Origin of the sequence: Hymenobacter sp. BRD128 (assembly GCF_013256625.1) — a bacterium.
Lineage (GTDB): Bacteria > Bacteroidota > Bacteroidia > Cytophagales > Hymenobacteraceae > Hymenobacter.
Genome location: NZ_CP053908.1, coordinates 3,728,841 through 3,750,501 on the forward strand (window position 1 = coordinate 3,728,841; position 21,661 = coordinate 3,750,501).

General features: G+C 59.3%; 22 protein-coding genes. 11 read left to right on the forward strand and 11 right to left on the reverse strand.

Going from position 1 to position 21,661, the window contains the following annotated elements; genetic code table 11:
* Window positions 1-103: 103 nt before the first annotated feature.
* The 3 genes from GKZ68_RS16575 to GKZ68_RS16585 all read right to left on the reverse strand — a co-directional run bounded on the left by GKZ68_RS16575 (window position 104) and on the right by GKZ68_RS16585 (window position 3,610).
* Window positions 104-676 (reverse strand): Fic family protein, encoded by a 573-nt coding sequence (locus tag GKZ68_RS16575; protein WP_173116728.1) that lies wholly within the window; start codon window positions 674-676, stop codon window positions 104-106.
* A gap of 624 nt (window positions 677-1,300) precedes the next feature.
* Complete coding sequence (locus GKZ68_RS16580) at window positions 1,301-2,167, reverse strand: TIGR00730 family Rossman fold protein (protein WP_173116730.1); 867 nt, start codon at window positions 2,165-2,167, stop codon at window positions 1,301-1,303.
* A gap of 177 nt (window positions 2,168-2,344) precedes the next feature.
* A complete protein-coding gene (locus tag GKZ68_RS16585) occupies window positions 2,345-3,610 on the reverse strand; it encodes an ABC transporter permease (RefSeq protein ID WP_173116732.1) in 1,266 nt (421 codons plus the stop codon).
* 177 nt (window positions 3,611-3,787) lie between these two features.
* Here GKZ68_RS16585 and queA point away from each other — a divergent pair, with 177 nt between their 5' ends.
* Window positions 3,788-4,837, forward strand: coding sequence for a tRNA preQ1(34) S-adenosylmethionine ribosyltransferase-isomerase QueA (queA, locus tag GKZ68_RS16590; RefSeq protein ID WP_173118499.1), 1,050 nt, complete (start codon window positions 3,788-3,790; stop codon window positions 4,835-4,837).
* Window positions 4,838-4,981: 144 nt separating this feature from the next.
* Window positions 4,982-5,713, forward strand: a complete 732-nt coding sequence (locus tag GKZ68_RS16595; protein ID WP_173116734.1) for a 2-C-methyl-D-erythritol 4-phosphate cytidylyltransferase — start codon at window positions 4,982-4,984, stop codon at window positions 5,711-5,713.
* 71 nt (window positions 5,714-5,784) lie between these two features.
* On the opposite strand, the gene GKZ68_RS16600 is transcribed toward GKZ68_RS16595, so the two are convergent.
* On the reverse strand, window positions 5,785-6,633 hold the full coding sequence (locus tag GKZ68_RS16600; protein ID WP_173116736.1) for a hypothetical protein: 849 nt from the start codon (window positions 6,631-6,633) through the stop codon (window positions 5,785-5,787).
* Window positions 6,634-6,838: 205 nt separating this feature from the next.
* Between GKZ68_RS16600 and GKZ68_RS16605 the strand changes: the two genes are divergently transcribed.
* Together GKZ68_RS16605 and GKZ68_RS16610 are read left to right on the forward strand one after the other, a co-directional pair.
* Window positions 6,839-7,492, forward strand: a complete 654-nt coding sequence (locus tag GKZ68_RS16605; RefSeq protein ID WP_173116738.1) for a DUF4142 domain-containing protein — start codon at window positions 6,839-6,841, stop codon at window positions 7,490-7,492.
* 58 nt (window positions 7,493-7,550) lie between these two features.
* Window positions 7,551-8,153 carry a DUF4142 domain-containing protein gene (locus GKZ68_RS16610; protein ID WP_173116740.1) on the forward strand — a complete coding sequence of 201 codons (603 nt, stop codon included), beginning with the start codon at window positions 7,551-7,553 and terminating at the stop codon, window positions 8,151-8,153.
* A gap of 94 nt (window positions 8,154-8,247) precedes the next feature.
* On the opposite strand, the gene ytxJ is transcribed toward GKZ68_RS16610, so the two are convergent.
* The 5 genes from ytxJ to GKZ68_RS16635 all read right to left on the reverse strand — a co-directional run bounded on the left by ytxJ (window position 8,248) and on the right by GKZ68_RS16635 (window position 12,270).
* Window positions 8,248-8,601: a bacillithiol system redox-active protein YtxJ gene (ytxJ, locus tag GKZ68_RS16615; protein ID WP_173116742.1), complete on the reverse strand. Its 354-nt coding sequence runs from the start codon at window positions 8,599-8,601 to the stop codon at window positions 8,248-8,250.
* Between the two features lie 83 nt (window positions 8,602-8,684).
* Window positions 8,685-8,987 (reverse strand): hypothetical protein, encoded by a 303-nt coding sequence (locus GKZ68_RS16620; protein ID WP_173116744.1) that lies wholly within the window; start codon window positions 8,985-8,987, stop codon window positions 8,685-8,687.
* 178 nt (window positions 8,988-9,165) lie between these two features.
* Window positions 9,166-9,897, reverse strand: a complete 732-nt coding sequence (locus GKZ68_RS16625) for a hypothetical protein (protein ID WP_173116746.1) — start codon at window positions 9,895-9,897, stop codon at window positions 9,166-9,168.
* Between the two features lie 51 nt (window positions 9,898-9,948).
* A complete protein-coding gene (locus GKZ68_RS16630; protein ID WP_173116748.1) occupies window positions 9,949-11,928 on the reverse strand; it encodes a thiamine pyrophosphate-dependent enzyme in 1,980 nt (659 codons plus the stop codon).
* A gap of 129 nt (window positions 11,929-12,057) precedes the next feature.
* A complete protein-coding gene (locus GKZ68_RS16635) occupies window positions 12,058-12,270 on the reverse strand; it encodes a hypothetical protein (protein WP_173116750.1) in 213 nt (70 codons plus the stop codon).
* Between the two features lie 335 nt (window positions 12,271-12,605).
* Here GKZ68_RS16635 and GKZ68_RS16640 point away from each other — a divergent pair, with 335 nt between their 5' ends.
* Window positions 12,606-13,844, forward strand: a complete 1,239-nt coding sequence (locus tag GKZ68_RS16640; protein ID WP_173116752.1) for a pitrilysin family protein — start codon at window positions 12,606-12,608, stop codon at window positions 13,842-13,844.
* Window positions 13,845-13,920: 76 nt separating this feature from the next.
* Here the strand turns inward: GKZ68_RS16640 and GKZ68_RS16645 are convergent, their stop codons facing one another.
* Together GKZ68_RS16645 and GKZ68_RS16650 are read right to left on the reverse strand one after the other, a co-directional pair.
* The gene (locus GKZ68_RS16645) at window positions 13,921-14,262 is read right to left on the reverse strand and encodes a hypothetical protein (RefSeq protein WP_173116754.1); all 342 of its coding nucleotides are present in this window, start codon (window positions 14,260-14,262) and stop codon (window positions 13,921-13,923) included.
* Window positions 14,263-14,403: 141 nt separating this feature from the next.
* Window positions 14,404-14,844 (reverse strand): hypothetical protein, encoded by a 441-nt coding sequence (locus tag GKZ68_RS16650; protein WP_173116756.1) that lies wholly within the window; start codon window positions 14,842-14,844, stop codon window positions 14,404-14,406.
* A 211-nt stretch (window positions 14,845-15,055) separates the two neighbouring features.
* On the opposite strand from GKZ68_RS16650, the gene pheS reads away from it, so the two are divergent.
* From pheS to GKZ68_RS16680, 6 genes are all read left to right on the forward strand, one after another.
* Window positions 15,056-16,093: a phenylalanine--tRNA ligase subunit alpha gene (pheS, locus tag GKZ68_RS16655; protein ID WP_173116758.1), complete on the forward strand. Its 1,038-nt coding sequence runs from the start codon at window positions 15,056-15,058 to the stop codon at window positions 16,091-16,093.
* 228 nt (window positions 16,094-16,321) lie between these two features.
* Window positions 16,322-17,638, forward strand: coding sequence for a 30S ribosomal protein S12 methylthiotransferase RimO (gene rimO, locus GKZ68_RS16660; RefSeq protein ID WP_173116760.1), 1,317 nt, complete (start codon window positions 16,322-16,324; stop codon window positions 17,636-17,638).
* A gap of 195 nt (window positions 17,639-17,833) precedes the next feature.
* Entirely contained in the window at window positions 17,834-19,453 is a 1,620-nt protein-coding gene (gene bshC / locus GKZ68_RS16665) for a bacillithiol biosynthesis cysteine-adding enzyme BshC (protein ID WP_173116762.1), read from the forward strand.
* A gap of 45 nt (window positions 19,454-19,498) precedes the next feature.
* Window positions 19,499-20,095 carry a hypothetical protein gene (locus GKZ68_RS16670; protein ID WP_173116764.1) on the forward strand — a complete coding sequence of 199 codons (597 nt, stop codon included), beginning with the start codon at window positions 19,499-19,501 and terminating at the stop codon, window positions 20,093-20,095.
* A 97-nt stretch (window positions 20,096-20,192) separates the two neighbouring features.
* Window positions 20,193-21,065, forward strand: a complete 873-nt coding sequence (locus GKZ68_RS16675) for a carboxypeptidase-like regulatory domain-containing protein (protein ID WP_173116766.1) — start codon at window positions 20,193-20,195, stop codon at window positions 21,063-21,065.
* A complete protein-coding gene (locus GKZ68_RS16680) occupies window positions 21,065-21,658 on the forward strand; it encodes a 5-formyltetrahydrofolate cyclo-ligase (RefSeq protein WP_173116768.1) in 594 nt (197 codons plus the stop codon). The genes GKZ68_RS16675 and GKZ68_RS16680 overlap by 1 nt, the downstream gene beginning before the upstream one ends.
* Window positions 21,659-21,661: the final 3 nt, after the last annotated feature.

Here is a 21,661-nt window from a genome sequence, read left to right on the forward strand (position 1 = left end):
CTACTTCTCGGAAGGTCCAGGGAATTTCCGATTTTTTAGCTAGCTCCTGCACGATAACCAGCTGCCGCTCAATTTAATACACCAAGCCGTTTAAAATTTAGGGTTACTTCTTTTCGGCCACCTTGCGCCCGATGTATTGCTGAAGACTATCAAAAGCCTGGCTTAATCTTTTTACTTGGCAATTAATAAAATACGTCAAATTATTGGCATCATTTTCCGTGTGCAGATAAGCTTTGGCATACTGAATAGCTAACTCATGGATTATGCGAGAAATCGACATATACTCCACCAGCCAATAACACTGCCGCAGCAAGTACCAGTAGAATACTGCCCGCGCCGTTCGCCCATTATCATCAATGAACGGATGAATGTAGCCAATCAGAAAGTGTAAAATACAGGCCCGCACAACGGGATGAATGAATAGCCCCGCCTTGGTGCTGTTACTAACTAATTCTTCATTGGCAAACGTGCAGAAAGCCTTCAGCAGTTCGGGAAGCTGCGCGGCGGGTGGCGGCACGTACACCACCTCGCCCGCTACTTCATTCCGCACTTCTACACTATCAGTAAGCCTGATATGTCCGGCATGTGCTTCATCGCGCAAGGTACCTTGCGTCATCTGCTCCTGAATCTGGCAAAGCAGTTCCGGAGTCATTGGCGCTTGCTTACGTGTTTGCACAAACTGAATAGTCCGGTAATATTCAGTATCACCTGCTCCGACTTGGTACGCGGCGGGCGTTACTTGCGTAGCATTTCCTTGGCTATTTCCCTCTTAGTAGAAGCCCCTTCGGGTTGGCTGGATGCGATAGCCTCTCCCATTATTGAGCCAACCAAGTAGCGATTTTTGTCTTCGGCTGGAATCAGACTATCGCTTCGCAACATTCCGCCCAAGTATAAATCGAAGCGGTGCAGCTTCTCTAACGTTGATTCTGTTATCTGAAAAGAAAAGGTGAAGCTAGTTACAGTTACATCTGACAATTTCAGCCTGCGCAAACTACTTTGCCTTACTATCTTAATCAACATCCAGGCATCTTGCTCAGACAACCTGCCCTTTTTAGCCTAGCGCTTGACTTCCGTCCAATAGGGGTAGTCTTGGCCTACCCGATGCAGCCAATTCGTCAAAACTGGCTCCTGCTGTAAAAACTTATCCCTGGTATATTCCGAAAGTCCAGATAAAGCAAAAGAGAATAGCGATTCTACGTATATAGTTTACAAAACTTACTAACTATTAACAAAAACAGTAGGTTTTGGCAACGGAAAAAGCCGGGCGTTTCCGGGCGGCTTTTGGCAGTAGTGACTAGCCCTAGAAATTCGGCGACAGCAAGTACTTGTGGTAGAAGTCGTCGATGATTTTCACCGCTTCGCTGGCGTCGTCCACGATGTGCACGAGGTCTAGGTCTTCGGGCGAAATATTGCGCTCGGCGCCCAGCATCACGCTTTTAATCCACTCAAAGAGGCCGCCCCAGTAGGCCGAGCCTACCAGCACAATGGGAAAGCGGCCGATTTTTTTGGTTTGAATCAGCGTCAGGGCCTCAAACAACTCGTCGATGGTGCCGAAACCGCCGGGCATGCCCACGAAGGCCTGCGCGTACTTCACAAACATCACCTTGCGCACGAAAAAGTAATCGAAGTCGATGCACTTATCCTGGTCGATGTAGAGGTTATGGGTCTGTTCAAAAGGCAGCTCAATGTTGAGGCCCACCGACTTACCGCCCTCGGCGCGGGCGCCTTTGTTGCCGGCTTCCATAATGCCGGGGCCGCCGCCCGTGATGACGCCGTAGCCGTGGCGCACCAGCTTGGAGGCGATTTCCTCGGCTAGCTTATAGTATTGATTATCGGGCTTGGTGCGGGCCGAGCCGAAGATACTTACGCAGGGGCCGATTTTGGAGAGCTTCTCGAAGCCTTCCACAAACTCAGCCATCACCTTGAAAATCTGCCAGCTATCTGCAATCTTAATCTCGTTCCAGTCTTTATCCACGAAGGCTTTGCGGATGCGCTGCTCGTCGGGGTCGTGGGCACCTTTGGCCACGCCGCCGGTTTGCTGGCGCAGCTCGGTGATGCTAGTAAGTTTATTGTCGTTGACGTTGGGCTGCACAATGGTCTTGCCCGAGCCCGCGTTCAGGGTTTCTTCGGAAGACTTGGTTTTGCTGGTTTTCTTGAGTTTAGACATATCCTAGCCAGGGTGGGGTAAAAACGAAACCGCCCCAGCTTGGAAAGTGGGGCGGCCAAAAGTAGGGGCGCGAAGATAGGGCGATGATGTGGAAAACGTGACGAAAATGCAAAGTTTTGCAATGAACGAACCGTTCAACCACGCATTTTTACACTTTACAGCCTGTTTTTCTCATATTTACTTCGCCCGGATAGCAATAACCGGGTCGAGGTTGGCAGCCAACACCGCCGGGATAATGCCGGCCAGGATGCCAATACCCACCGATACCAATAGGCCGAGCGAGATGTTGCCCGCGCTCAACGTAAGCGCCAGGTCGCCGAGCGACATAAACGTGAGCAGCCATACCAAAAAGATGCCCGCCGCCCCGCCCAGCAAGCACAGAAACACGGCCTCAAATAGAAATTGGAACAAGATAAAATAGTTTTTCGCCCCTAGCGACTTCTGAATACCAATAATATTGGTGCGCTCGCGCACCGACACAAACATGATATTGGCAATGCCAAAGCCGCCCACCAGCATCGCAAACGAACCGATAATAGCACCGGCTATCCCAATGACACTGAACAGCTTGCCAATTGTTTCGGCTATCATTTCGGGGCGATTCAGGGCAAAGTTGTCTTCCTCGCGGGGCTTGAGGCCTCGGATAATGCGCATGTCGCCACGCATCTCAGCTTCGAGGTTGAGCAGGCCGGGGTCGTCGTCGCGGCCCTTTACCCCGATGCTGGGCGAGGGGCCACTCATGCCGGTGCTGCTCATGGCAAACAGGCTAGCGAAGGCGTCGTAGGGAATCAGGCAGTTGGCATCGTTGCTAGGGGTGTCGAGCAGCTTTTTGCCCTCTTTTTTCATCACTCCGATGACCGTGAAGTAGCGGCCGTGGGTCTTGAACTGCCGCCCTACCGGCTCGCCCTGCGGAAACAGGTTTTCGGCGATGGTGGCCCCGATGATGGCCACCGGCCGGCCGGCCTCCACCTCCTGCGGGGTGAAGTAGCGCCCCTGCTCGATGGGCACGTCCGATACGTTACGGTACTCGTAGCTTACGCCCTGAAAGGCGCAGTCGCTCACCGAGTTGGCTCCCGCCTTAAAGGTATTGCCGCTCTTGGGCACGAAGATGGCGATGCCCTTTTGGCTGCTAGCCGGCAGCATGCGCTGGAGCTGCCGAAACTCGCGCACCGTGGGCACGGGGCGGTTAAAATACTTCCACCAGGGTTGGTTGGGGTCGAAGACCCAGGGCCATTTGCCCACGTACACCACCTTATCGCCCAAGAAGTTCATGCTGGCACGCACGTTCGACTCTAGCGAATCGACGACCATAAAGACGGCAATAATGGAGAAAATTCCCACCGTGACGCCGAGCAGCGACAAAATAGTGCGCAGCAGATTGGCCCGCAGGGCTTGCCAGGCAAAGGCAAAGCTTTCGAGCACGAGGCGGAGGGTCAGGAACATGGTGCGCGGGTTTTGGGAAGTCAAATAACGGCAGCCGGCCAGTGACTGGTAGCCACTCCGTTATTTTTCCGTAACTGCCTGGGCTAGCCAGCAAAAGTACCAACATTCTAAAAACAAAGCCGTACCTTTGCCCCCCGAATTTTCGGTAACTTCCCCCTAGTACTGCCCATCATGGCGATGAAACTGCATGAGTTCAAGTTTGAACTCCCCGAAGAGCTGATTGCCAGTCACCCTGCCCGCCACCGCGACGAATCGCGCCTGATGGTGGTAAACCGCGCCACCGGCCAGATTGAACACAAGATGTTCAAAGATATTCTGGACTACTTCGTGGAGGGCGATGTATTCGTGTTCAACGATACTAAAGTATTTCCGGCCCGTATGTACGGGCAAAAAGAGCGCACCGGCGCCCAAATTGAAGTATTCCTGCTCCGCGAGCTTAACAAGGAAGGCCGCCTCTGGGACGTGCTGGTAGACCCGGCCCGCAAAATCCGCGTCGGCAACAAGCTGTATTTCGGCGAGTCCGACATTGTGGCCGAGGTTATCGACAACACTACGTCGCGCGGCCGCACCATCAAGTTTTTGTTTGACGGCACCGACGAGGAATTTCGCAAAGCACTCTATGAGCTGGGCGAAACGCCCGTGCCCAAGGACGTGCTGAAGCGCGAAACCGAGCCCGCCGACAAGGAGCGCTACCAAACCATTTTTGCCGAGCACATCGGCGCCGTGGCGGCCCCCAGCGCCGGCCTGCACTTCTCACGCGAGGTGCTCAAGCGCATGGAAATCAAGGGTATTGAGAAAGCCTTTGTTACCTTGCACGTGGGCCTGGGCACTTACCGCAACGTGGATGTGGAAGACCTCACCAAGCACAAGATGGACTCGGAGCAGTTCTTCGTGGGCCCGGAGGCCGTGCAAATTGTGAATAAGTCGATTGACACCAAGCACCAAGTGTGCGCCATCGGCACCACTACCATGCGCGCCCTCGATGCCTCAGTATCGGCCAGCAGCCGCATCAAGGTTACCTCGGGTTGGAATGACAAATTCATTTACCCGCCCTACGATTTCAAAATTGCTAACTCACTGCTTACCAACTTCCACTTGCCCGAAAGCACGCTCGTGATGATGGCTTCGGCCTTCGCCGGCTACAAGCTGCTGATGGAGGCCTACCAGGAAGCCATCAAGGAAAAGTACCGCTTCTTCGCCTTCGGCGACGCGATGCTGATTCTGTAAGCTGCTTCAGGCAGCGCCTAAAACGTCGGTCATTGCGAGCGTAATGAAGTGGCGCGCGGCAATCTTTCCTTGTCGTCCTTATTCTTGGATTACTAACCCTGGCGGGAAGGAAAGATTGCCGCGCACCACTTCATTACGCTCGCAATGACCGACGTTTTTAGTTTTTCACCTTCCGCTGCCAGCCCCGCCGCGCCGCGCTACGCCATTCTAGTAGCGGGCGGCAGCGGGCTGCGCATGGGTGCCGACCGGCCCAAGCAATTTTTGCTGCTGCGCGGCGAGCCGGTGCTGCTGCACACGCTGCGGCGCTTTGCCGAGCCGGCGCTAGGGGTGGCGCACACGGTAGTAGTGCTGCCCTTCGACCAGCTCACTTTTTGGCGCCAACTCTGTGCAGAATACCACATTACCTTGCCGCACACGCTGGTGGTAGGCGGCGCCACGCGCTGGGCTTCGGTAAAGGCGGGGCTAGCCGCGCTGCCGGCCGAGGCGCCTGCCGGGGCCCTGGTAGCCGTGCACGATGGCGTGCGCCCACTTATCACGACGGCCGTGATTGAGGCGGCCTATGTGGCGGCGGCGGCGCACGGGGCGGCGGCCGTGGCCGTGCCGCCCAAAGACTCGGTGCGGCTGCTGGGAGCGGCTGGCTCGTCGCCCCTCGACCGCCGCCGCCTGCGCCTGATGCAGACGCCCCAGACCTTCGACCTGGCGCTGTTGCGCCGCGCCTACCGCCTGCCCGAGTTGCCTACCTTCACCGACGATGCCAGCGTGGTCGATGACCTGCACCCGGTGCAGCTGGTGGAGGGCGATTATCGCAACTTGAAAATTACCACCCCCGAAGACCTGCTGCTGGCCGAAGCGCTGTTGTCTGAACCACAGATGTAGCGCCTTACGCGGATTTTGTGAACGGTTTAACCGCAAAATCCGCGTAAGCCGCTGCATCCGTGGTTCGGATATTACTTCAGGTAGACGATGTAGGTGTGGCCGTTTATCGTGACGGTGGCGAGGTTGTCGCAGGCGGCGGTGCCGCTAGGGTCGTAGTTGATGAGCATCGAGTTGGCTTTGTCGTTGGTAATCTCGATGGTGCCGGCCACGAAATGCCGGGCGCAGCCCACGGCGAATTTCTTGATGAGCGGCTGTTGGATAGTAGCCGTGTAGGTGACGCCACGGCGGTTGGTGCCCGTGAGCGAGCCCGTGATGCTATACACATCGTCCAGAATAGACGGGGTGCCGAAGCCGGCCGTGCGGGTGTAGCGCCGCTGCGACGACCACGAGGTGGTGCCGCTATTGGCGAAGATGATGCTGGCGTTCTGCACGCTCAGGTCAAACGAGCCGCCGCCCAGGTTGGTGATGACGCGCGTGCCCAAGTGTTGATTATCGTTCACGAAGTAGTTGGTGCGGTTGATGGTGATAACCGCGCCGGCCTGGCGGTAGGGGCCGCTAAACACGGCCGTAAGCTGGCCCCGGCGGTAGCGCCCATCGGCGCACAGGCAGTTGGTAGGCCCAAAATCGAGGGTGAGCGTGCGGGTGGCCGCGTCGTAGGTGCGGGTGAGGCAGCCCGAGGCTACCGCCTTCAGCTCAGCAGCTTCGGCCACGGTGGCGCTGGCCGAGTTGGTCGCATCTTGCGGGGCGGCAGCCTCGACGAGGTCGGCAGTGGTGGCATTTTCCTCGTCGCCCTGGCCTTGGTCCTGGGCCGAGGTCACGTCGTCGGCCACCACGTCGGCCCGGCGGCAGCTAGCGGTGAGCAGCAGGCCGCTGGCCAGCGCGGCGTAGGCCAGGATGCGGCAGGAGGGATGGGAGCGCATAAGGGTTGATACAAACTGAGTAAGAAGGTGTTGTAGTAGCTGAGAGGGCTAGCCCCAGCCGGAGTTTAATAAGCCGCTAAAAAAATTGTACTGAACAGCAACGCCACTAGCTCAGCTGGCTATCAGCTGCTTGCAGAGCAGTCCAACTATTAGCTAAATTCCTCGTACTCAATACTCTTCTTCACCTACCTTTTTTTCCCAGCTCATGCTCCGCTCCTCCCTACCCCTGCTCGCCGCCAGCCTGCTCGTGCTTACCTCGTGCGGCTCCAACACGGATACCAGCACCAGCACGACCAAAACGGGCGCTTCGCCCACCGACTCGGCGGCTACGGCTTCAGCGCCGGCCATGAGTGATAGCAGCAAGATGGCCTCGGCGGCTTCCGCCGGCGCTGGCAAGGCCGACCCCAACGGCCCCACCGCGCCCCACGCCAATGACAAGGAGTTTATGCTGTCGGCCGCGCACTCCGACCAGAATGAGATGCAACTCAGTAAAATGGCCCTGGCCAAAGGCGTAACCGGCATGACCAAGACCTTCGCTGAGAAGATGATAGCCGACCACACCAAGAGCACCGCCGCCCTCAAGCCCATCGCGGCCAAAGCCGGCGTAACGCTGCCCACCGATATGGACGCCGACCACAAGGCAATGGTCCCAATGCTGGAGAAGCTGTCGGGTAAAGCCTTTGCCGATAAGTACACTAGCCAGATGGTGGCCGACCACCAGAAGACGGCCAACACGATGGCGGCCCACCAGACGATGACCAAAAACACGGCTCTGCAAGGCTTCATTACCAAGACGCTGCCCGTGGTGGAAAGCCACCTGTCGATGGCTAGCCAGGATGCCGGCAACATGAAAATGTGAGCCGCAACCCTAGCCCGCCACTACGTATAAGGTCTTTCCAACCAACCCTTTGCTCTTTATGAAAACTATTCACGGCACGCTGGCGGCTGCGCTGTTTGCGCTGGGCCTGGCTAGCTGCAACTCTTCGACCGACTCGGTAAAAGAGGCGCAGAAAACCAACGAGGCCAAAATCGACAGCACCAAAGGCACCACGGCCCGCGCCGACTCGGTGAAAGATGCTAAAAAAGACGACTCGGAATTCCTGACCAAAGCCGCCAGCGGCGATATGCTAGAGGTGCAGATGGGCAAGGAAGTAGCGAAGCGGGCCACCACGGCCGGCGCCCGCCAGGCCGCCGAAAAAATGGTGAGCGACCACACCAAAGCCGGCGCCGAACTAAAAGCCTTGGCTGCCAAGAAAAACATCACGCTGCCCCCCGTACTCGGCGACGACCAGCAGAAAATCTACAACGACGTGCTGGCCAAGAAGGGCGCCGACCTCGACAAGGAGTACGTGAAGCAGATGGTGAAGGACCACAAAGACGACATCAAGGAATACACCGACGCCTTGACGGGCGGCACCGACCCCGAAGTGAAAGCCTTTGCCAAGAAGACCGTGCCGGTACTGCAAATGCACCTGAGCATGTTTGAGAAGCTGCAAGCCAGCATGGACGCCAAGAAATAGCGCCCGCGCCGACTAATCTTTCTAGTGGCTAAAACCACAAAAAGCCGCCGCGCTATCCAGCGCGGCGGCTTTTTTGCGTAAGCAACTGGCTAGCCTACTTAGCGGCCAGGGCTTCGCCGGCTTCGCTGAGGCGGATGCCCATGTGCGAGGCGTGGTAGCGCACCTGTCCATCCTGGATGAGCAATAGCTGCGGCGACTGGTGCTGCACGCCAAACTCGTCGGCAATCTGGCCCGAAATGGGCCGGTAGCGCAGCAAATCGAGGTAGTAGATGGGCGTATCAGCGGGCAGCGAGGCATCGGGCCACTGGCGCTCGACCTTGGCTTTGGCCGCCGCGCTGATGGAGCAGGTGGTGCTGTGCTTAAAAATAAGAACCGGATGCTCGTGCGACTCCTGCACAATGTCGCGGAGCTGCTCGGGCTGGGTAAGCGGAATCCAGGGGGTAGCCATATCAAGTAAAATTAATGAAAGTCAAGCTGTTAATTAGTAAACTGACCTGAAAGGCCGGCGCACCAGGCCTTTTAACTGCATACTCAGGGCTTGGGTTCAGATTTGGGCCGGCGGCGCAAGCCCGGAAACTTTGACTCCGTGACGCGCGGCGTACCGTCGCGGCCGAAGCGCGGCTCACCGGCCACGCGGGCGGGCCGCTCGGCAGCGCCCCGCCGCAGCTGCCGGCGCGATACCTCCAGGTGGCTGTCTTTGTAGGGCGCATCGGTGCGCGCGGCTTCGCGTAGCGCGCGGCGGGCCTCAGCGCGCTGCCGGGCCGGGCTAGTGGGCACAATCTGGGCCGGGGCGGCCGTAGCCAGCAGCAAACCGGCAACCAGGTAGCGAACCATAGCTAAAAGACTTGTTCCTGAATTAAACTCCTCGTAACTAACGCCCTGCTGACTCGCTACTGCGCCGCCAGGGTTCGTGCTTCAACGATGCGGTAGCGAGGCTTCGGCAAGCTCCGCAGGACCGACGATTTTCTAGCTTTTCTTTAATTGCGAACAAGGCTAAAGGAGAAAAGCGCGGCTAGCGCGGCGCCGGCTGGGTAGGGTCGGGCTTGGGTACGGGGGCCTTGCTGGCTTTATTCCTAGTCTTTTCCGGCTTGGGAGCCGGTACGGGCGCGGGCTGCGTGGGGTCGGGCTTGGGAGTGGCTTTGGCCGGCTTGGGCGGCGGCACCGACTCGGCCGGGGCGAGCGGGGCGGTCGTTGGGTCGGGGCTGGTATCGGGGGCGCGGTCGACGGGCGTTTTGTCGCTGGGCGCAGCGCCGCCGCCGTGGTTATCGGTGTGGCCTTTTTTGCGAATCTTTCGGTTTTCGCGGCTCGCCTCGCGCGGGGTGAGGGGGCGGGTATCGTAGTGGTGCAGCTTGCGGCCGTTATTGGCCCGGCGGTCGAGGAAGCTCTTTTTTACCAGTCCCTGCTTGTCGTATTTAATGCGCGTGCCTTCGGGCAAATCACTGTACGACATGGTTTTCTTCTTCTCGTCGGCACCGGCTGCGGGCACCGACGGGGCGGCCGGGTCGCCGCCGCTAGCCCCGGTGCCGGTGGCGTTGGTATTGGCGTCGTCGGCCGCCTTTAGCGACAGGCCTTTGTGGCGCGCCTTTTCGGCGGCTTTCACCTTGGCCTTGGTGGTGGCGTCCATTTTGGGCGTGGGCAGCCGGTGCGGGTGAAAGATAGAATCATACACCGCACAGCCGCTCAGCAGCCCCAGCAGGAACAGCGGCAGCGCTCCCCGAAAAAATAGCGTTGCTAAAAACTTCACAACAAGAATACGTAACTAGACTAGCCGCAAGATACAAGCCACCCGGCGCGGCTAATAATTGCGCAGCGCCAGCAATTGCTCGCGCAGCCGCTGCTGCGGCAAAAATCCTGCCTCAAGCGGCGGCGCGAAAGGCACGGCCGTGTCGAGCGAAGCCACGCGGCGCACCGGCGCGTCGAGGCTGGCGAAGCAGTTTTCGGCAATCCAGGCCGCAATTTCGCCGCCCAGGCCGCCGGTTAGGGTGTCTTCGTGCAGAATGAGGACGCGACCGTTTTTGCGCACCGAGCGCGCTACGGCCTCGGTATCCCAGGGCAGGAGCGTGCGCAGGTCCAAAATATCGGCCTTGATGCTCAATTCTTTGCAGGCCGCCAGCGCCCAGTGCACCCCTAGCCCGTAGGTGATGATGCTCACCTCCTCGCCCTCCTGGGCCAGCGCGGCCTGGCCGATGGGCGTGGTATAGTACGCCTCGGGCACCGGCCCGCTCAGCGAGCGGTACAGCAGCTTGTGCTCGAAATACAGCACTGGGTTAGGGTCTTCGAAAGCGGCGCAGAGCAGCCCTTTGGCATCGTGCGGGTTGCTGGGATACACCACTTTCAGGCCGGGCACGTGCGTAAACCACGCCTCGTTGCTCTGGCTATGAAAAGGGCCGGCGGCGGTGCCCGCGCCAGTAGGCATGCGCACCACCACGTCGGCATTCTGGCCCCAGCGGTAGTGGCTCTTAGCCAGGTTATTCACAATCTGATTGAAGCCGCAGGTAACGAAGTCGGCAAACTGCATCTCCACCATTGCCTTCTTGCCCCGGATGCTCAGGCCCAATCCCGCGCCCACAATGGCTGACTCGCACAGGGGCGTGTTGCGCACGCGCGCCTTGCCAAACTCGGCCACGAAGCCCTCGGTAATCTTGAATACGCCGCCGTACTCGGCAATGTCCTGGCCCATGAGCACCAGTTCGGGAAAGCGCGCCATGCTCTGGCGCAGCCCTTCCTGAATGGCGTCGATGAAGCGCTTTTCGGGCGCCGGGCCGGCGGCCGGGGGGCTAGCCACCGGCGGCGCAAAGGGCTGGTACATATCGGCCAGCTCCCGGCTGGCGTCGGCCACGGGTGCCGGCGCGGCTTCGGTTTCCTGCCAGCCCTTTTCTATCTCCTGCTTGATGGTTTCGCGGATTTGCACCCTAGCGGTTTCGCTCAGGATGCCTTCGCTTAGCAGCCACTTTTCGTAGTTTTCGACCGGGTCTTTGGTGGCCCATTCCTGCATGAGCTCGGCGGGCACGTACTTGGTGCCGCTAGCCTCCTCGTGGCCGCGCATGCGGAAGGTGAGCGCCTCGACCAGCACCGGGCGCGGGTGTTGGCGCAGGTCTTCGGCTAGGGTCCTGATTTTGTCGTATACCTCCAGCACGTTGTTGCCGTCAATCTGCACGGCTTCCATGCCGTAGGCGGGGCCTTTATCAACGAAAGACTTGAAGCGAAACTGCTCGTTGGAGGGCGTGCTGAGGCCGTAGCCGTTGTTTTCGATGAGGAAGATGACCGGCAGCTGCCACACCGCCGCCACGTTGAGCGCCTCGTGAAAATCACCCTCGCTAGCCCCGCCATCGCCCGAGTAGGTGAGCGTGACGCGCGGCTTTTTATCGAGCACATCGGCCAGGGCAATGCCGTCGGCCACGGCCAGCTGCGGGCCGAGGTGCGAAATCATGCCCACGATGTGGTGCTCATTAGTACCGAAGTGGAACGAGCGGTCGCGGCCCTTGGTGTAGCCGGTGGCCTTGCCCTGCCACTGCGCAAACAGCCGCCCCAGCGGCACCCCCCGCCCCGTAAACACGCCCAGGTTGCGGTGCAGCGGCAAAATGTACTCGTCCGGGTTCAGCGCCAGCGTGCTGCCCACCGAAATGGCCTCCTGCCCGATGCCCGAAAACCACTTGCTCACCTTGCCCTGGCGCAGCAAAATCAGCATTTTTTCCTCAATCAGGCGCGGCTTTAGCAGCTCGCGGTAGAGACGCAGCAGCAGGTCGTTGGGGTAGTCTTTGCGGTCGAAGGTCATAAGAAAAGCTGGGGCGGGTTGGGGGCGGCAAAGGTAGCGGCCAGCCTTGCGCCCGCCCAGCAAAAAACCGGCCCGCCTTTCTGGGTAGAAAAGCGGACCGGCTCGGGTTGGGGCTAGCCAGGGTGGCTACTACTTCTTGCCGTGCTCTTCGGCGTGGCTCTTGCGGGCGTGGCCGGCGTGCTCGGTGGCGTGCTCGGTATGCGCGGCCGCCGTGTGGGCGTGGTGGGCAGCCTTCTCGTGGTTGCCAGCCTCGTGGTGCTTGGCAGCCTCGGTGTGGTGCTTGGCGGCTTCGGTGTGGTGCTGAGCCGCGTGCTTGTGGCTATCTGCTGCTTTCTTCGACATGGTCGTAGAGGGGGTTATGGTGGGAAATGTTTGCCTTCTACGGCACACTAATTCAGCGGGTTACATGAATTTACGATGTAGAATACATGATATTTTTGTGAAGCGTAGTCTACTGGCGGCGCCGGCCGTTGGCCCGGTGGCTAGCCCTGGCCGGCCGCTCACTGGCCAGCTAGTACACCTTTTTAGGGGGCCGCTTGTTAAGGAGCTGTTGTATAAAGTGGACCCTGCTGCGGGCAGTTTGCTTCGGCTCACTTCCTAAACAGCTTCGATAGCTATTGCTGAACAGGCTCTAAGTTTGTCTTCCTTGTTACCAAGCAGCTTTACTTACTCTGCTCATGATATATTTTCAAGAATTTACCCTAGCCAACGGCCTGCGCTGCTTGGTGCACGAAGACTTTACCACGCCACTGGCCGTGCTCAATATTTTGTACGACGTGGGCTCGCGCGATGAGAGCCCCGACCGCACGGGCTTCGCCCACTTATTTGAGCACCTGATGTTTAGCGGTTCGGCGAATATTCCGAGCTACGATGAGCCGCTGCAAAAAGTGGGCGGCGAAAACAACGCCTTCACCTCGCAGGACATCACCAACTACTACCTCTCGCTGCCGGCCGCCAATATCGAAACCGGCTTCTGGCTCGAAAGCGACCGCATGCTGGATTTGGCCTTCTCCGACAATGGCCTCGATGTGCAGCGCAAAGTGGTGGTGGAAGAGTTTAAGCAAAACTACCTCAACCAGCCCTACGGCGATGTGTGGCTGAAGCTCAAGCCGCTAGCCTACCAGACCCACCCTTACCAGTGGAATACCATCGGCAAGGAAATCAGCCACATCGAAGAAGCGGAGATGGCCGATGTGCGCGCTTTCTTCCGCCAGCACTACACGCCGCAGAATGCTATTCTGGTAGTAGCCGGCGCCGTAGCGGCTGCGGAGGTAAAACGCTTGGCCGAGAAGTGGTTCGGGCCGATTCCGGGCGGCGAGCGCCGTCCGCGCCAGCTACCCCAGGAGCCCGCCCAGACTGTGGCCCGCCACGCCGCCACCACCGCGCCGGTGCCGCTGAGCGCCCTTTACAAAGCCTACCACATGCCCGCCCGCCTCGACCCGCGCTACCACGCCGTCGATTTGCTTGGCGACCTGCTGGGCCGGGGCAAAAGCTCGCGCCTGCATCAGCGCTTAGTAAAAGACCTTCAGCTGTTTAATAATATTTCGGCGTCCGTAACCGGTGCCCTCGACCCCGGCCTGCTCGTGGTAAGCGGCAAGCTCAATACCGGCGTAGACCTGGCCGAGGCCGACCGCGCCGTAGAAGCCGTAGTGGCCGAGCTGCGGCAAGCCGAAGTACCCGCCGATGAGCTGCAAAAAGTAAAAAACCAGGCTGAAACGGGCCTGGTATTCGGCGAAATAGAACTCCTAAACCGCGCCCTGGCCCTAGCTATTGGCAAGCTGCTCGGCAACGCCAACCTCGTCAACGAGGAGCCCGCCCAGCTCCAGGCCGTGACGCCCGCCCACGTCCGCGCCGCCGCCGAGCTGGTGCTACGCCCCGAAAATTGCAGCACGCTCTACTACCAGGCAGCGGAGTAGTCTACTTACATATAATTCAAAAAGAAGGCCATGCTGCACGCTGTGCAGCATGGCCTTCTGCTTTCAGCAAAACCCACTATTTAGGGGTGGCTAGGGTCGTTTTGGTGCGGCTGGCGGGCTTGGGAGCGGGGCCATCGTAAGAGGGGGTATTCTTGCCGTTGTCGGTCACATTCACTGGCTCGCCGGGGGCGGCGTAGCCGTTGTCGCCCTTGCCATTGTCGTTGGTGCCGCGCAGGGGGTCGGCGGCACGGGCCGCGGGCGAGGTATTGGGTACCGTGCGCGGGGCCGGCTTGGCGGCGGGCATCCGCTTCACGCGGTGCGTAGGCAAGTGGGTGGTAGGGGTAGTTTGGGCGGCAGCCGGCTGAGCCAGCAGGGCTAGCCCGAGCAAAGCAGGCGATAAGGTGCGCAAAGAGAGCATGAGCGGAAGAAAAGAATAGCGGTGAAGCGCCCGCCGCATAGAGCGCGGCCAGTAGGCTAGGCTTTTACGCAAAGCGGCCACGAAAGGCTAGCTTTCGTGGCCGCAGCAATCAGGCAGAAAATAGGGGAGAAAAGCGCAGAGTTAGCGGGTAGGCGAGAGCGTAGTGCTCACCACTTCATGGTGCAGCGGGTGGCCATTGTAGTCGGTGGTGACGCCGTGGCCCACTTGGTTGAGCGGCATGCCGGGCGCCACAGACAGGTTGGTAGCGGGGCGGTAAGAAGCATTAGTGGCCTGGTGGGCCGGCTCATTGCTCCAGCCATTCCAGCTGGTGCTGGCCGTGCTATCGGGCTGGGCGGGCGGCACCGCGGCTACAGCTTTGGCTGCTTTAGCGGCCTCGGCCTTGGCAGCCGCCTCCGCCGCGCGCTTTTCGCGGGCAGTGAGGGCTTTGGGGCGGGCTGCCGGGTGGCTGTAGGCACTGGCTACGGGCTGGGCAGCCGACACGGCGGGCAGGGTTTGGGCCGACGCCGCTTCGGAAGCGAAAAGGGCGGCACCCAACAGCGGCAGGAGAAGACGACGGAGCATGATGAGTAAGGAAAAAGGATGGAGGAGTTGAAAGCTGAAAGGACTTTTGCAAAGGCGGTGCCAGCTTTTGCAAAAGCCTGGCCCTAACCCAACTGCCTTTTCCTTAAATTTTTCGCAATTAATTGATTTTTAAGGAAATAATTTTTCTTGTTCCGCACTATCATCGCTGATTTTACGCAGCCTTGCTGCCCGCCGTACCTTTGTAGTTATCATGCAGGAATCAATTTCGGGCTTGGCCGCCGAGGTAGCCGCCGCCGACGTCAGCACCGCCGCCGCCCTCGACCAGTTTCGCCTTCTCTACCTGGGCCGCAAAGGCCGCCTGGCCGACCTCTTCGACCAGCTTAAAACCGTGCCCAGCGAGCAAAAGCGCGCCGTGGGCCAGCAGCTCAACGGCCTCAAGCAGCAAGCGCAGGCCCGCTTCGACGAGGCCCAGGCAGCTCTCGAAGAGGCCAGCGCCAACCAGCCCGCCGACGCTACCTTCGACTACACCCTCCCCCCCGTGCCCAATGCGCTGGGCACCCGCCACCCGCTGAGTTTGGTGCGCGAGCAGATGCTGCGCATTTTTTCGCGCATTGGCTTTGCCGTGGCCGAAGGGCCGGAGATTGAGGACGACTGGCACAACTTCACGGCCCTCAACTTTCCCGAAAACCACCCGGCCCGGGATATGCAGGACACGTTTTTTGTGCCCGCCGTGGAAGGTGACGACCAGCCCAGCCTGCTGCGCACCCACACCAGCACCGTGCAGGTGCGCGTGATGGAAAACGAGCCGCTGCCTATCCGCCGCGTGATGCCCGGCCGCGTGTACCGCAACGAGGCCATTTCGGCGCGCGCGCACATGCTCTTCCACCAGATTGAGGGCCTGTACATTGACGAGCACGTGAGCTTTGCCGACCTCAAGCAGACCATTTATTACTTTGTGCGCGAGATGTTTGGCGAGGACATCAACATTCGATTCCGGCCCAGCTATTTTCCCTTCACCGAGCCTAGCGCCGAGATTGATATCACCTGCCTCATCTGCAAGGGCGCGGGCTGCAACATCTGCAAGGGCAGCGGCTGGGTCGAAATCGGCGGCAGCGGCATGGTAGACCCCAACGTGCTCGAAAACTGCGGTATCGACTCGGAGCGCTACACCGGCTACGCCTGGGGCATGGGCATCGAGCGCATCACCATGCTCAAGTACCAGATTAAGGATTTGCGCCTGTTTACGGAAAACGACGTGCGGTTTTTGCGCCAGTTCGAGGCGCTTTAAAACAGTCTTTACTGGCTAGCCCCGGTTTTCAGCGGAAACCCTAACGGGCTAAGCAGTGTTGCCCAGCTTCCGCTTCGCAGTGAGCTTATTACGCTGAAAAACAAATAATAGAACGTCATGCTGAACGCAGTGAAGCATCTCGCCCGCGCCGCCAGGGTTGCAGAGTTGCTACCTAAACAATTCGAGCGGGATGCTTCACTGCGTTCAGCATGACAAGCGCGAGAAAATATGAAAGTTAGAACCCTTAAACAAAACAAAGTCAACGTCATAACTCTGGGCTGCTCCAAAAACCTTGTCGATAGCGAGGTGCTCATGGGTCAGCTCAAGGCCAACGACTTTCTGGTGACGCACGAGGCAAAGAAGTCGGATGCCAACATTGTGATTATCAATACCTGTGGCTTTATCGACAATGCCAAGCAAGAAAGTATCGACACCATTCTGCGCTACGCCGATGAGAAGGAGGCTGGCAAGCTGGAAAAGCTCTACGTGACGGGCTGCCTTTCGCAGCGTTATAAAGACGAGCTGGAGGTCGAGATTCCGCAGGTCGACGCCTACTTTGGCACCCTAGAATTGCCCCAGATGCTGAAAGTGCTGGAGGCCGACTACAAGAAGGAGCTGGTGGGCGAGCGCCTGCTCACCACGCCCAAGCACTACGCCTACTTCAAAATCGCGGAGGGCTGCAACCGGCCGTGCTCGTTCTGCGCCATCCCGCTGATGCGCGGCAAGCACGTGGACCGGCCCATGGACGACCTCGTGACCGAGGCCAAGCGCCTGGTCGGCATGGGCACCAAAGAGCTGATTCTCATTGCTCAGGACCTGACTTACTACGGCCTGCAAGCCTACGGCGAGCGCAAGCTACCCGAGCTGCTGGAGCGCCTGAGCGACGTGGCTGGTGTGGAGTGGCTGCGCTTGCAATACGCCTATCCCTCGCAGTTTCCGCTGGCGGCGCTGGACGTGATGCGCGAGCGCCCAAATATCTGCCGCTACCTCGACATGCCCTTGCAACACATTTCGGATAACATGCTGAAAACCATGCGCCGGGGCATTACGAGCCGCCGCACCAAGGAGCTGGTGCGCGAGATTCGCGACCGCGTGCCGGGCATTGCGCTACGCACCACGCTCATTGCCGGCCACCCCGGCGAGACGGAGGAAGACTTTGCCGAGTTGTGTGAATTCGTGCAAGAATCGAAGTTTGAGCGCCTGGGCATTTTCACCTACTCGCACGAGGAGAACACGCACTCGCACACCCTAGCCGACGACGTGCCCGCCGAAGTAAAGCAGGCGCGCGCCGACCGCATCATGGAAATTCAGCAGCAGATATCGCTGGATTACAACGAGTCGCGCGTGGGCCAAACGTACAAAGTACTCTTCGACCGGCTCGAAGGCGGCTACTACGTGGGCCGCACCGAGTTCGACTCGCCCGAGGTGGATAATGAAGTGCTGGTGCTGGCTACCAACGACCTGCACATCCCGCAGGGTAGCTTTGCCAACGTGCACATCACGGGCGCTAGCGACTTCGACCTGTACGGCGAAGTGGTGCGCTAGCTACTGAATACCAACTAAAAAAGAACGTCATGCTGAGCCTGCGAAGCAGCTTGCGTGCGCCGCGAGGGGAATGGTAATTCTATCGGCGCGAACAAGCTGCTTCGCAGGCTCAGCATGACGATTGAGGGGCCGTTCTAACCTTTCCCGCTTAGCCGGGTTTTGGCCTGAATTCCGCGCTCACTTTTCCCTGCGCTCATGGCCGCTGCCGACTGTATTACCCTGCCCTACGCCGCTACCGGCGCCTTTTCGGGCCTGCTGACTGATTACCTGGCCCAGAAGCCGGCGCTAGCCCCTTTCTACCACCGCTTTCCAGAACTGGCTAGCTTCACGGCCCAAATCGAGGAGAAACGGGCGAGTTACTCGCCCGAAGCCCGCCAGCGCCTCGTGGCCGACCTGCGCGCCCAATACGCCGAGCTGGGTGGCGAGGTGCCGCCCGCCGTGGCCGCCAACCTGGAGCTGCTGGCCCGCGATACCACGTTTACCATCACCACGGGGCACCAGCTCAACCTGTTTACCGGGCCGCTGTACTTTGTGTATAAGATAATTACGGCCATCAAGCTGAGCCAGGAGCTGAAGGCCGCGCATCCCGACTACGACTTTGTGCCGGTGTACTGGCTAGCCACCGAGGACCACGATTTTGCCGAAATCAATCATTTCCAGCTCTTCGGCAAAACGCACAGCTGGGCGGGCCCTGGCGAAGGGGGCCTCGGCGGCCCCGTCGGCCGCCTACCCTTAGCGGGCCTGCAAGAGGAATTATTGAGCCAGCTGCCGCCTGAAGTGCCCGCCGCCTTCCGCGACGCTTACACTAACAGTCAAACCCTGAGCGAGGCCACGCGCCGACTGGCCACCGGCTTGTTTGGCGAATACGGCCTGGTGTGCCTCGATGCCGACCGGCCGACGCTTAAGCAGGCCTTGAAGCCACTGCTGGAGAAGGAGATAAAAGAGCAGTTTTCCAACCAGGCGGTGCAGGCCACCAACGCCCGCCTCACGGCCGCCGGCTACAAGCCGCAGGTGTATTCGCGCCCGCTCAACCTGTTTTTCCTCACCGACGAAGGCAAGCGCGAGCGCCTGGAGCCCGACGCTGCCCCCGGCGCCGACTGCACCCAGGTAACGGTGCGCGGCACCGCCCGCTGCCACTCGCAGGCCGAGCTGCTGGCCCTGGCCACTGCTGAGCCCGAGCGCTTTAGCCCCAACGTGGTGCTGCGCCCGGTGTACCAAGAAATTCTGCTGCCCAACCTCGCCTACATCGGCGGCGGGGCCGAGGTGGCGTACTGGTTTCAGCTGAAAGACGTGTTTGCGGCGCTCGGTGTGCCCTATCCCATCATGCTGCCCCGTAACTCGGCCATGTACCTGAGCCGTGCCAACGCCGGCAAGCTAGCCAAGCTAGGCCTGAGCACGTTCGACATTTTCAAGCCCCTAGCGGAGCTGAAAAAACAAGTCGGCGCGCAGCTGGGCCAAGAGGAAATCAGCCTAGCCGCGCAGCAGCAAGCCCTGGCCGCCGCCTTCGAGCAGGTGCAGGCCCTGGCCCAACGCCTCGACCCCACGCTGGTGAAGTCGGTAGCGGCCGAAGCCCAGAAGGCCGCCGGCAGCCTGGCCGGCCTCGAAAAGCGCCTCAGCAAAGCCGCCGAGGCCAAGCATGAGACCGCCTACGCCCAGCTCACATCCCTCAAGGATAAGCTCTTTCCGGAAGGTGGCTTGCAGGAACGCACCGACAATGTGCTCAGCATTATGATTAATAATCCTGGTTTTATCAGGCAGCTACTGGCTTGTTTTGAGCCGCTGGCGCTGGAGTTTGCGGTAGTGCATGAGGTATAAGGGAGTAACTATCCTTCAATATCTTGCAAGTCATACATTAGTTCTATGAACTACTGGACTACCATCATCACCTTATTACTTTTTTGGCTACCTAGCTGTGCCCAAACAATTTCTTCGGAAGATTACCGGGTTTATTCAGCTATTTTAGAGCAGGATGGCGCAATAAAGGCAAGTCGTATAGTCATTATTCAGGAGCTTGCTACTTCTCAAGAGTCAAATGCAGTAAATATTGCTTTGAAAGAAAATGATTTAAGTACGCTGAATATGATGGCCCACGAGTTTCGATTTGATTCTGTAAGTACGGCTACTATTCACCGGTATTTTACTTCGCCATCAATAGCAGAGAAGTTTACGGATGCTACTGCTTGGCCGATTTCCGTGAATCTACTTTCTAAGCAGTCTTTTGAAAAACTGTTTAGGCACAATGCAGGTCGTGGATGGAAATTATTTTATCAAAGATTTCCGGGGGCAGCAGGAGCTTTTTCATTTTCAAAGGTGACGTATTCTACTACGGGTGACCGTGCTGTAGTCTATAGAGCCGTGCAACGAGGCGGACTAAATGGTAACGGCGCACTCCTTGTATTGGAAAAGGTTCAGAATGAATGGCGGCTCAAATACAGATTCAACGTTTGGTATAGCTAATTCCCATCTTTTCATACTGTTCAATTCAGAGACAGAATCTGTAGCACTTAATTACGAGCCTAGCACTACCCCGGCGCTGGGCTCTTTCTTTGTGGCCATGCTCCGCTCCGCCCTCTTCGCCTTTTCCCTATTTTTATTCGCTACGGCCGCCGCGCTGGCCCAAGCCATCAGCGGGCGCGTGACGGACGCCCGCACCGGGCAGCCGCTGCCGTTTGTGAATATCGGGGTGGTGGGCAAGGCGCTGGGCACCGTCAGCAACGAGCAGGGGCAGTACGGGCTGGCCTTCCAGGAAAAGCTGGCGGCCGATACGGTGCGCGTTTCCTACCTCGGCTACCAGCCGCGGCTGCTCACGCTGCGGCAGTTGCAAGAGCAGCCCAACTTGGCGCTAAGCCCGGCGGCCGTGGCGCTAGCCGAGGTGCGGGTGCAGGGCAAAAGCCGCACCTGGCGCGACCGCCAGCTGGGCTTCAGTGGCAACTCGGAAAACTCCACGCTTAGCCTCGAACCCAAGGACCTGGGCGCCGAAACGGGCACCGTTATCTACCTCAAGCGCAAGCCTACCAACGTGTTAAAGGCTAACTTCAACGTGGCCTACAACCACGTGGGCAACGTGACGTTGCGCGTGAACCTCTACCGCCTCGATGCCAAAGACCATCCCACCAACGAGAAGCTGCTGCACCGCGAGGTAATACTGCGCACCGCCGCCGCCCACGGCCCCATTTCGGTAGACCTGACGCCCGATAACCTGCTGCTGAGCGAGAACTTCTTCCTGTCGCTGGAGTGGGTGGGCGGGGCCGGGGCCGATGCTGCCGCGCTGCAAAAAGGGCTGGCCTTTTCGGCCGGCATTGGCTACGCCGACAACGACATCTACTACCGCGTCACTAGTCAGGCGAGTTGGGAGCGCATTTCGGCCGGCGCGGTGCTAGCGGGCATGCAGCCCAAGCTCAGCTTCTACGTGTCGGCTCAGGATTAATGGAAACCACTAAAGCCGCCCTGCGCCGCGCCGCGCTAGCCCGCCGCCGAGCGCTGACCAGCGCCGAGGTAGCCCAGCGCAGCCAGCAACTGGCCAACCTGCTATTTGCCAATTTTCCAGTGGCGCATTGGCGCTGGCTACACGTTTTCCTACCCCTAGCCCAGAAGAACGAGCCCGATACCTGGCCGCTCATTCACCGCATTTGGGCCGAAGAACTGCCGGTGCGACTGGCCGCGCCCGTAGTGCAGCCAAACGGCATCGCGCTGAAACACTATGAGTTGACCCCAACTACGCCGTTAGTAACCAGCCACTGGGGCATTCCGGAGCCGGTGGCTAACCCGGCCGCTGAGGTAGCGCCCGCACAGCTCGATGCGGTGCTGGTGCCGCTGCTAGCCTGCGACCAGCAGGGCCAGCGCGTGGGCTACGGCGGCGGATTCTACGACCGGTTTTTGGCCGCGTGCCGGCCCGATGCGCTGTTCACTGGACTGAATCTGCTGGATGACGCGCCGGTGCCGGCCCTGGCCGATGTGCTGCCTACCGATGTGCCGCTGCACGCCTGCCTGACGCCGGGCGGGGTGTGGAATTTTTGCTAGCCC

What these genes read in the sequence shown, in the direction of transcription:
- GKZ68_RS16600 (WP_173116736.1), bottom strand. Translation starts at nt 6,633, where the DNA reads ATGCGCTCCCATCCCTCCTGCCGCATCCTGGCCTACGCCGCGCTGGCC.
- GKZ68_RS16640 (WP_173116752.1), top strand. Translation starts at nt 12,606, where the DNA reads ATGATATATTTTCAAGAATTTACCCTAGCCAACGGCCTGCGCTGCTTG.
- pheS (WP_173116758.1), top strand. Translation starts at nt 15,056, where the DNA reads ATGCAGGAATCAATTTCGGGCTTGGCCGCCGAGGTAGCCGCCGCCGAC.
- GKZ68_RS16670 (WP_173116764.1), top strand. Translation starts at nt 19,499, where the DNA reads ATGAACTACTGGACTACCATCATCACCTTATTACTTTTTTGGCTACCT.
- GKZ68_RS16610 (WP_173116740.1), top strand. Translation starts at nt 7,551, where the DNA reads ATGAAAACTATTCACGGCACGCTGGCGGCTGCGCTGTTTGCGCTGGGC.
- ytxJ (WP_173116742.1), bottom strand. Translation starts at nt 8,601, where the DNA reads ATGGCTACCCCCTGGATTCCGCTTACCCAGCCCGAGCAGCTCCGCGAC.
- GKZ68_RS16650 (WP_173116756.1), bottom strand. Translation starts at nt 14,844, where the DNA reads ATGCTCCGTCGTCTTCTCCTGCCGCTGTTGGGTGCCGCCCTTTTCGCT.
- GKZ68_RS16605 (WP_173116738.1), top strand. Translation starts at nt 6,839, where the DNA reads ATGCTCCGCTCCTCCCTACCCCTGCTCGCCGCCAGCCTGCTCGTGCTT.
- queA (WP_173118499.1), top strand. Translation starts at nt 3,788, where the DNA reads ATGAAACTGCATGAGTTCAAGTTTGAACTCCCCGAAGAGCTGATTGCC.
- GKZ68_RS16645 (WP_173116754.1), bottom strand. Translation starts at nt 14,262, where the DNA reads ATGCTCTCTTTGCGCACCTTATCGCCTGCTTTGCTCGGGCTAGCCCTG.
- GKZ68_RS16595 (WP_173116734.1), top strand. Translation starts at nt 4,982, where the DNA reads ATGACCGACGTTTTTAGTTTTTCACCTTCCGCTGCCAGCCCCGCCGCG.
- rimO (WP_173116760.1), top strand. Translation starts at nt 16,322, where the DNA reads ATGAAAGTTAGAACCCTTAAACAAAACAAAGTCAACGTCATAACTCTG.
- GKZ68_RS16675 (WP_173116766.1), top strand. Translation starts at nt 20,193, where the DNA reads ATGCTCCGCTCCGCCCTCTTCGCCTTTTCCCTATTTTTATTCGCTACG.
- bshC (WP_173116762.1), top strand. Translation starts at nt 17,834, where the DNA reads ATGGCCGCTGCCGACTGTATTACCCTGCCCTACGCCGCTACCGGCGCC.
- GKZ68_RS16620 (WP_173116744.1), bottom strand. Translation starts at nt 8,987, where the DNA reads ATGGTTCGCTACCTGGTTGCCGGTTTGCTGCTGGCTACGGCCGCCCCG.
- GKZ68_RS16585 (WP_173116732.1), bottom strand. Translation starts at nt 3,610, where the DNA reads ATGTTCCTGACCCTCCGCCTCGTGCTCGAAAGCTTTGCCTTTGCCTGG.
- GKZ68_RS16580 (WP_173116730.1), bottom strand. Translation starts at nt 2,167, where the DNA reads ATGTCTAAACTCAAGAAAACCAGCAAAACCAAGTCTTCCGAAGAAACC.
- GKZ68_RS16635 (WP_173116750.1), bottom strand. Translation starts at nt 12,270, where the DNA reads ATGTCGAAGAAAGCAGCAGATAGCCACAAGCACGCGGCTCAGCACCAC.
- GKZ68_RS16680 (WP_173116768.1), top strand. Translation starts at nt 21,065, where the DNA reads ATGGAAACCACTAAAGCCGCCCTGCGCCGCGCCGCGCTAGCCCGCCGC.
- GKZ68_RS16630 (WP_173116748.1), bottom strand. Translation starts at nt 11,928, where the DNA reads ATGACCTTCGACCGCAAAGACTACCCCAACGACCTGCTGCTGCGTCTC.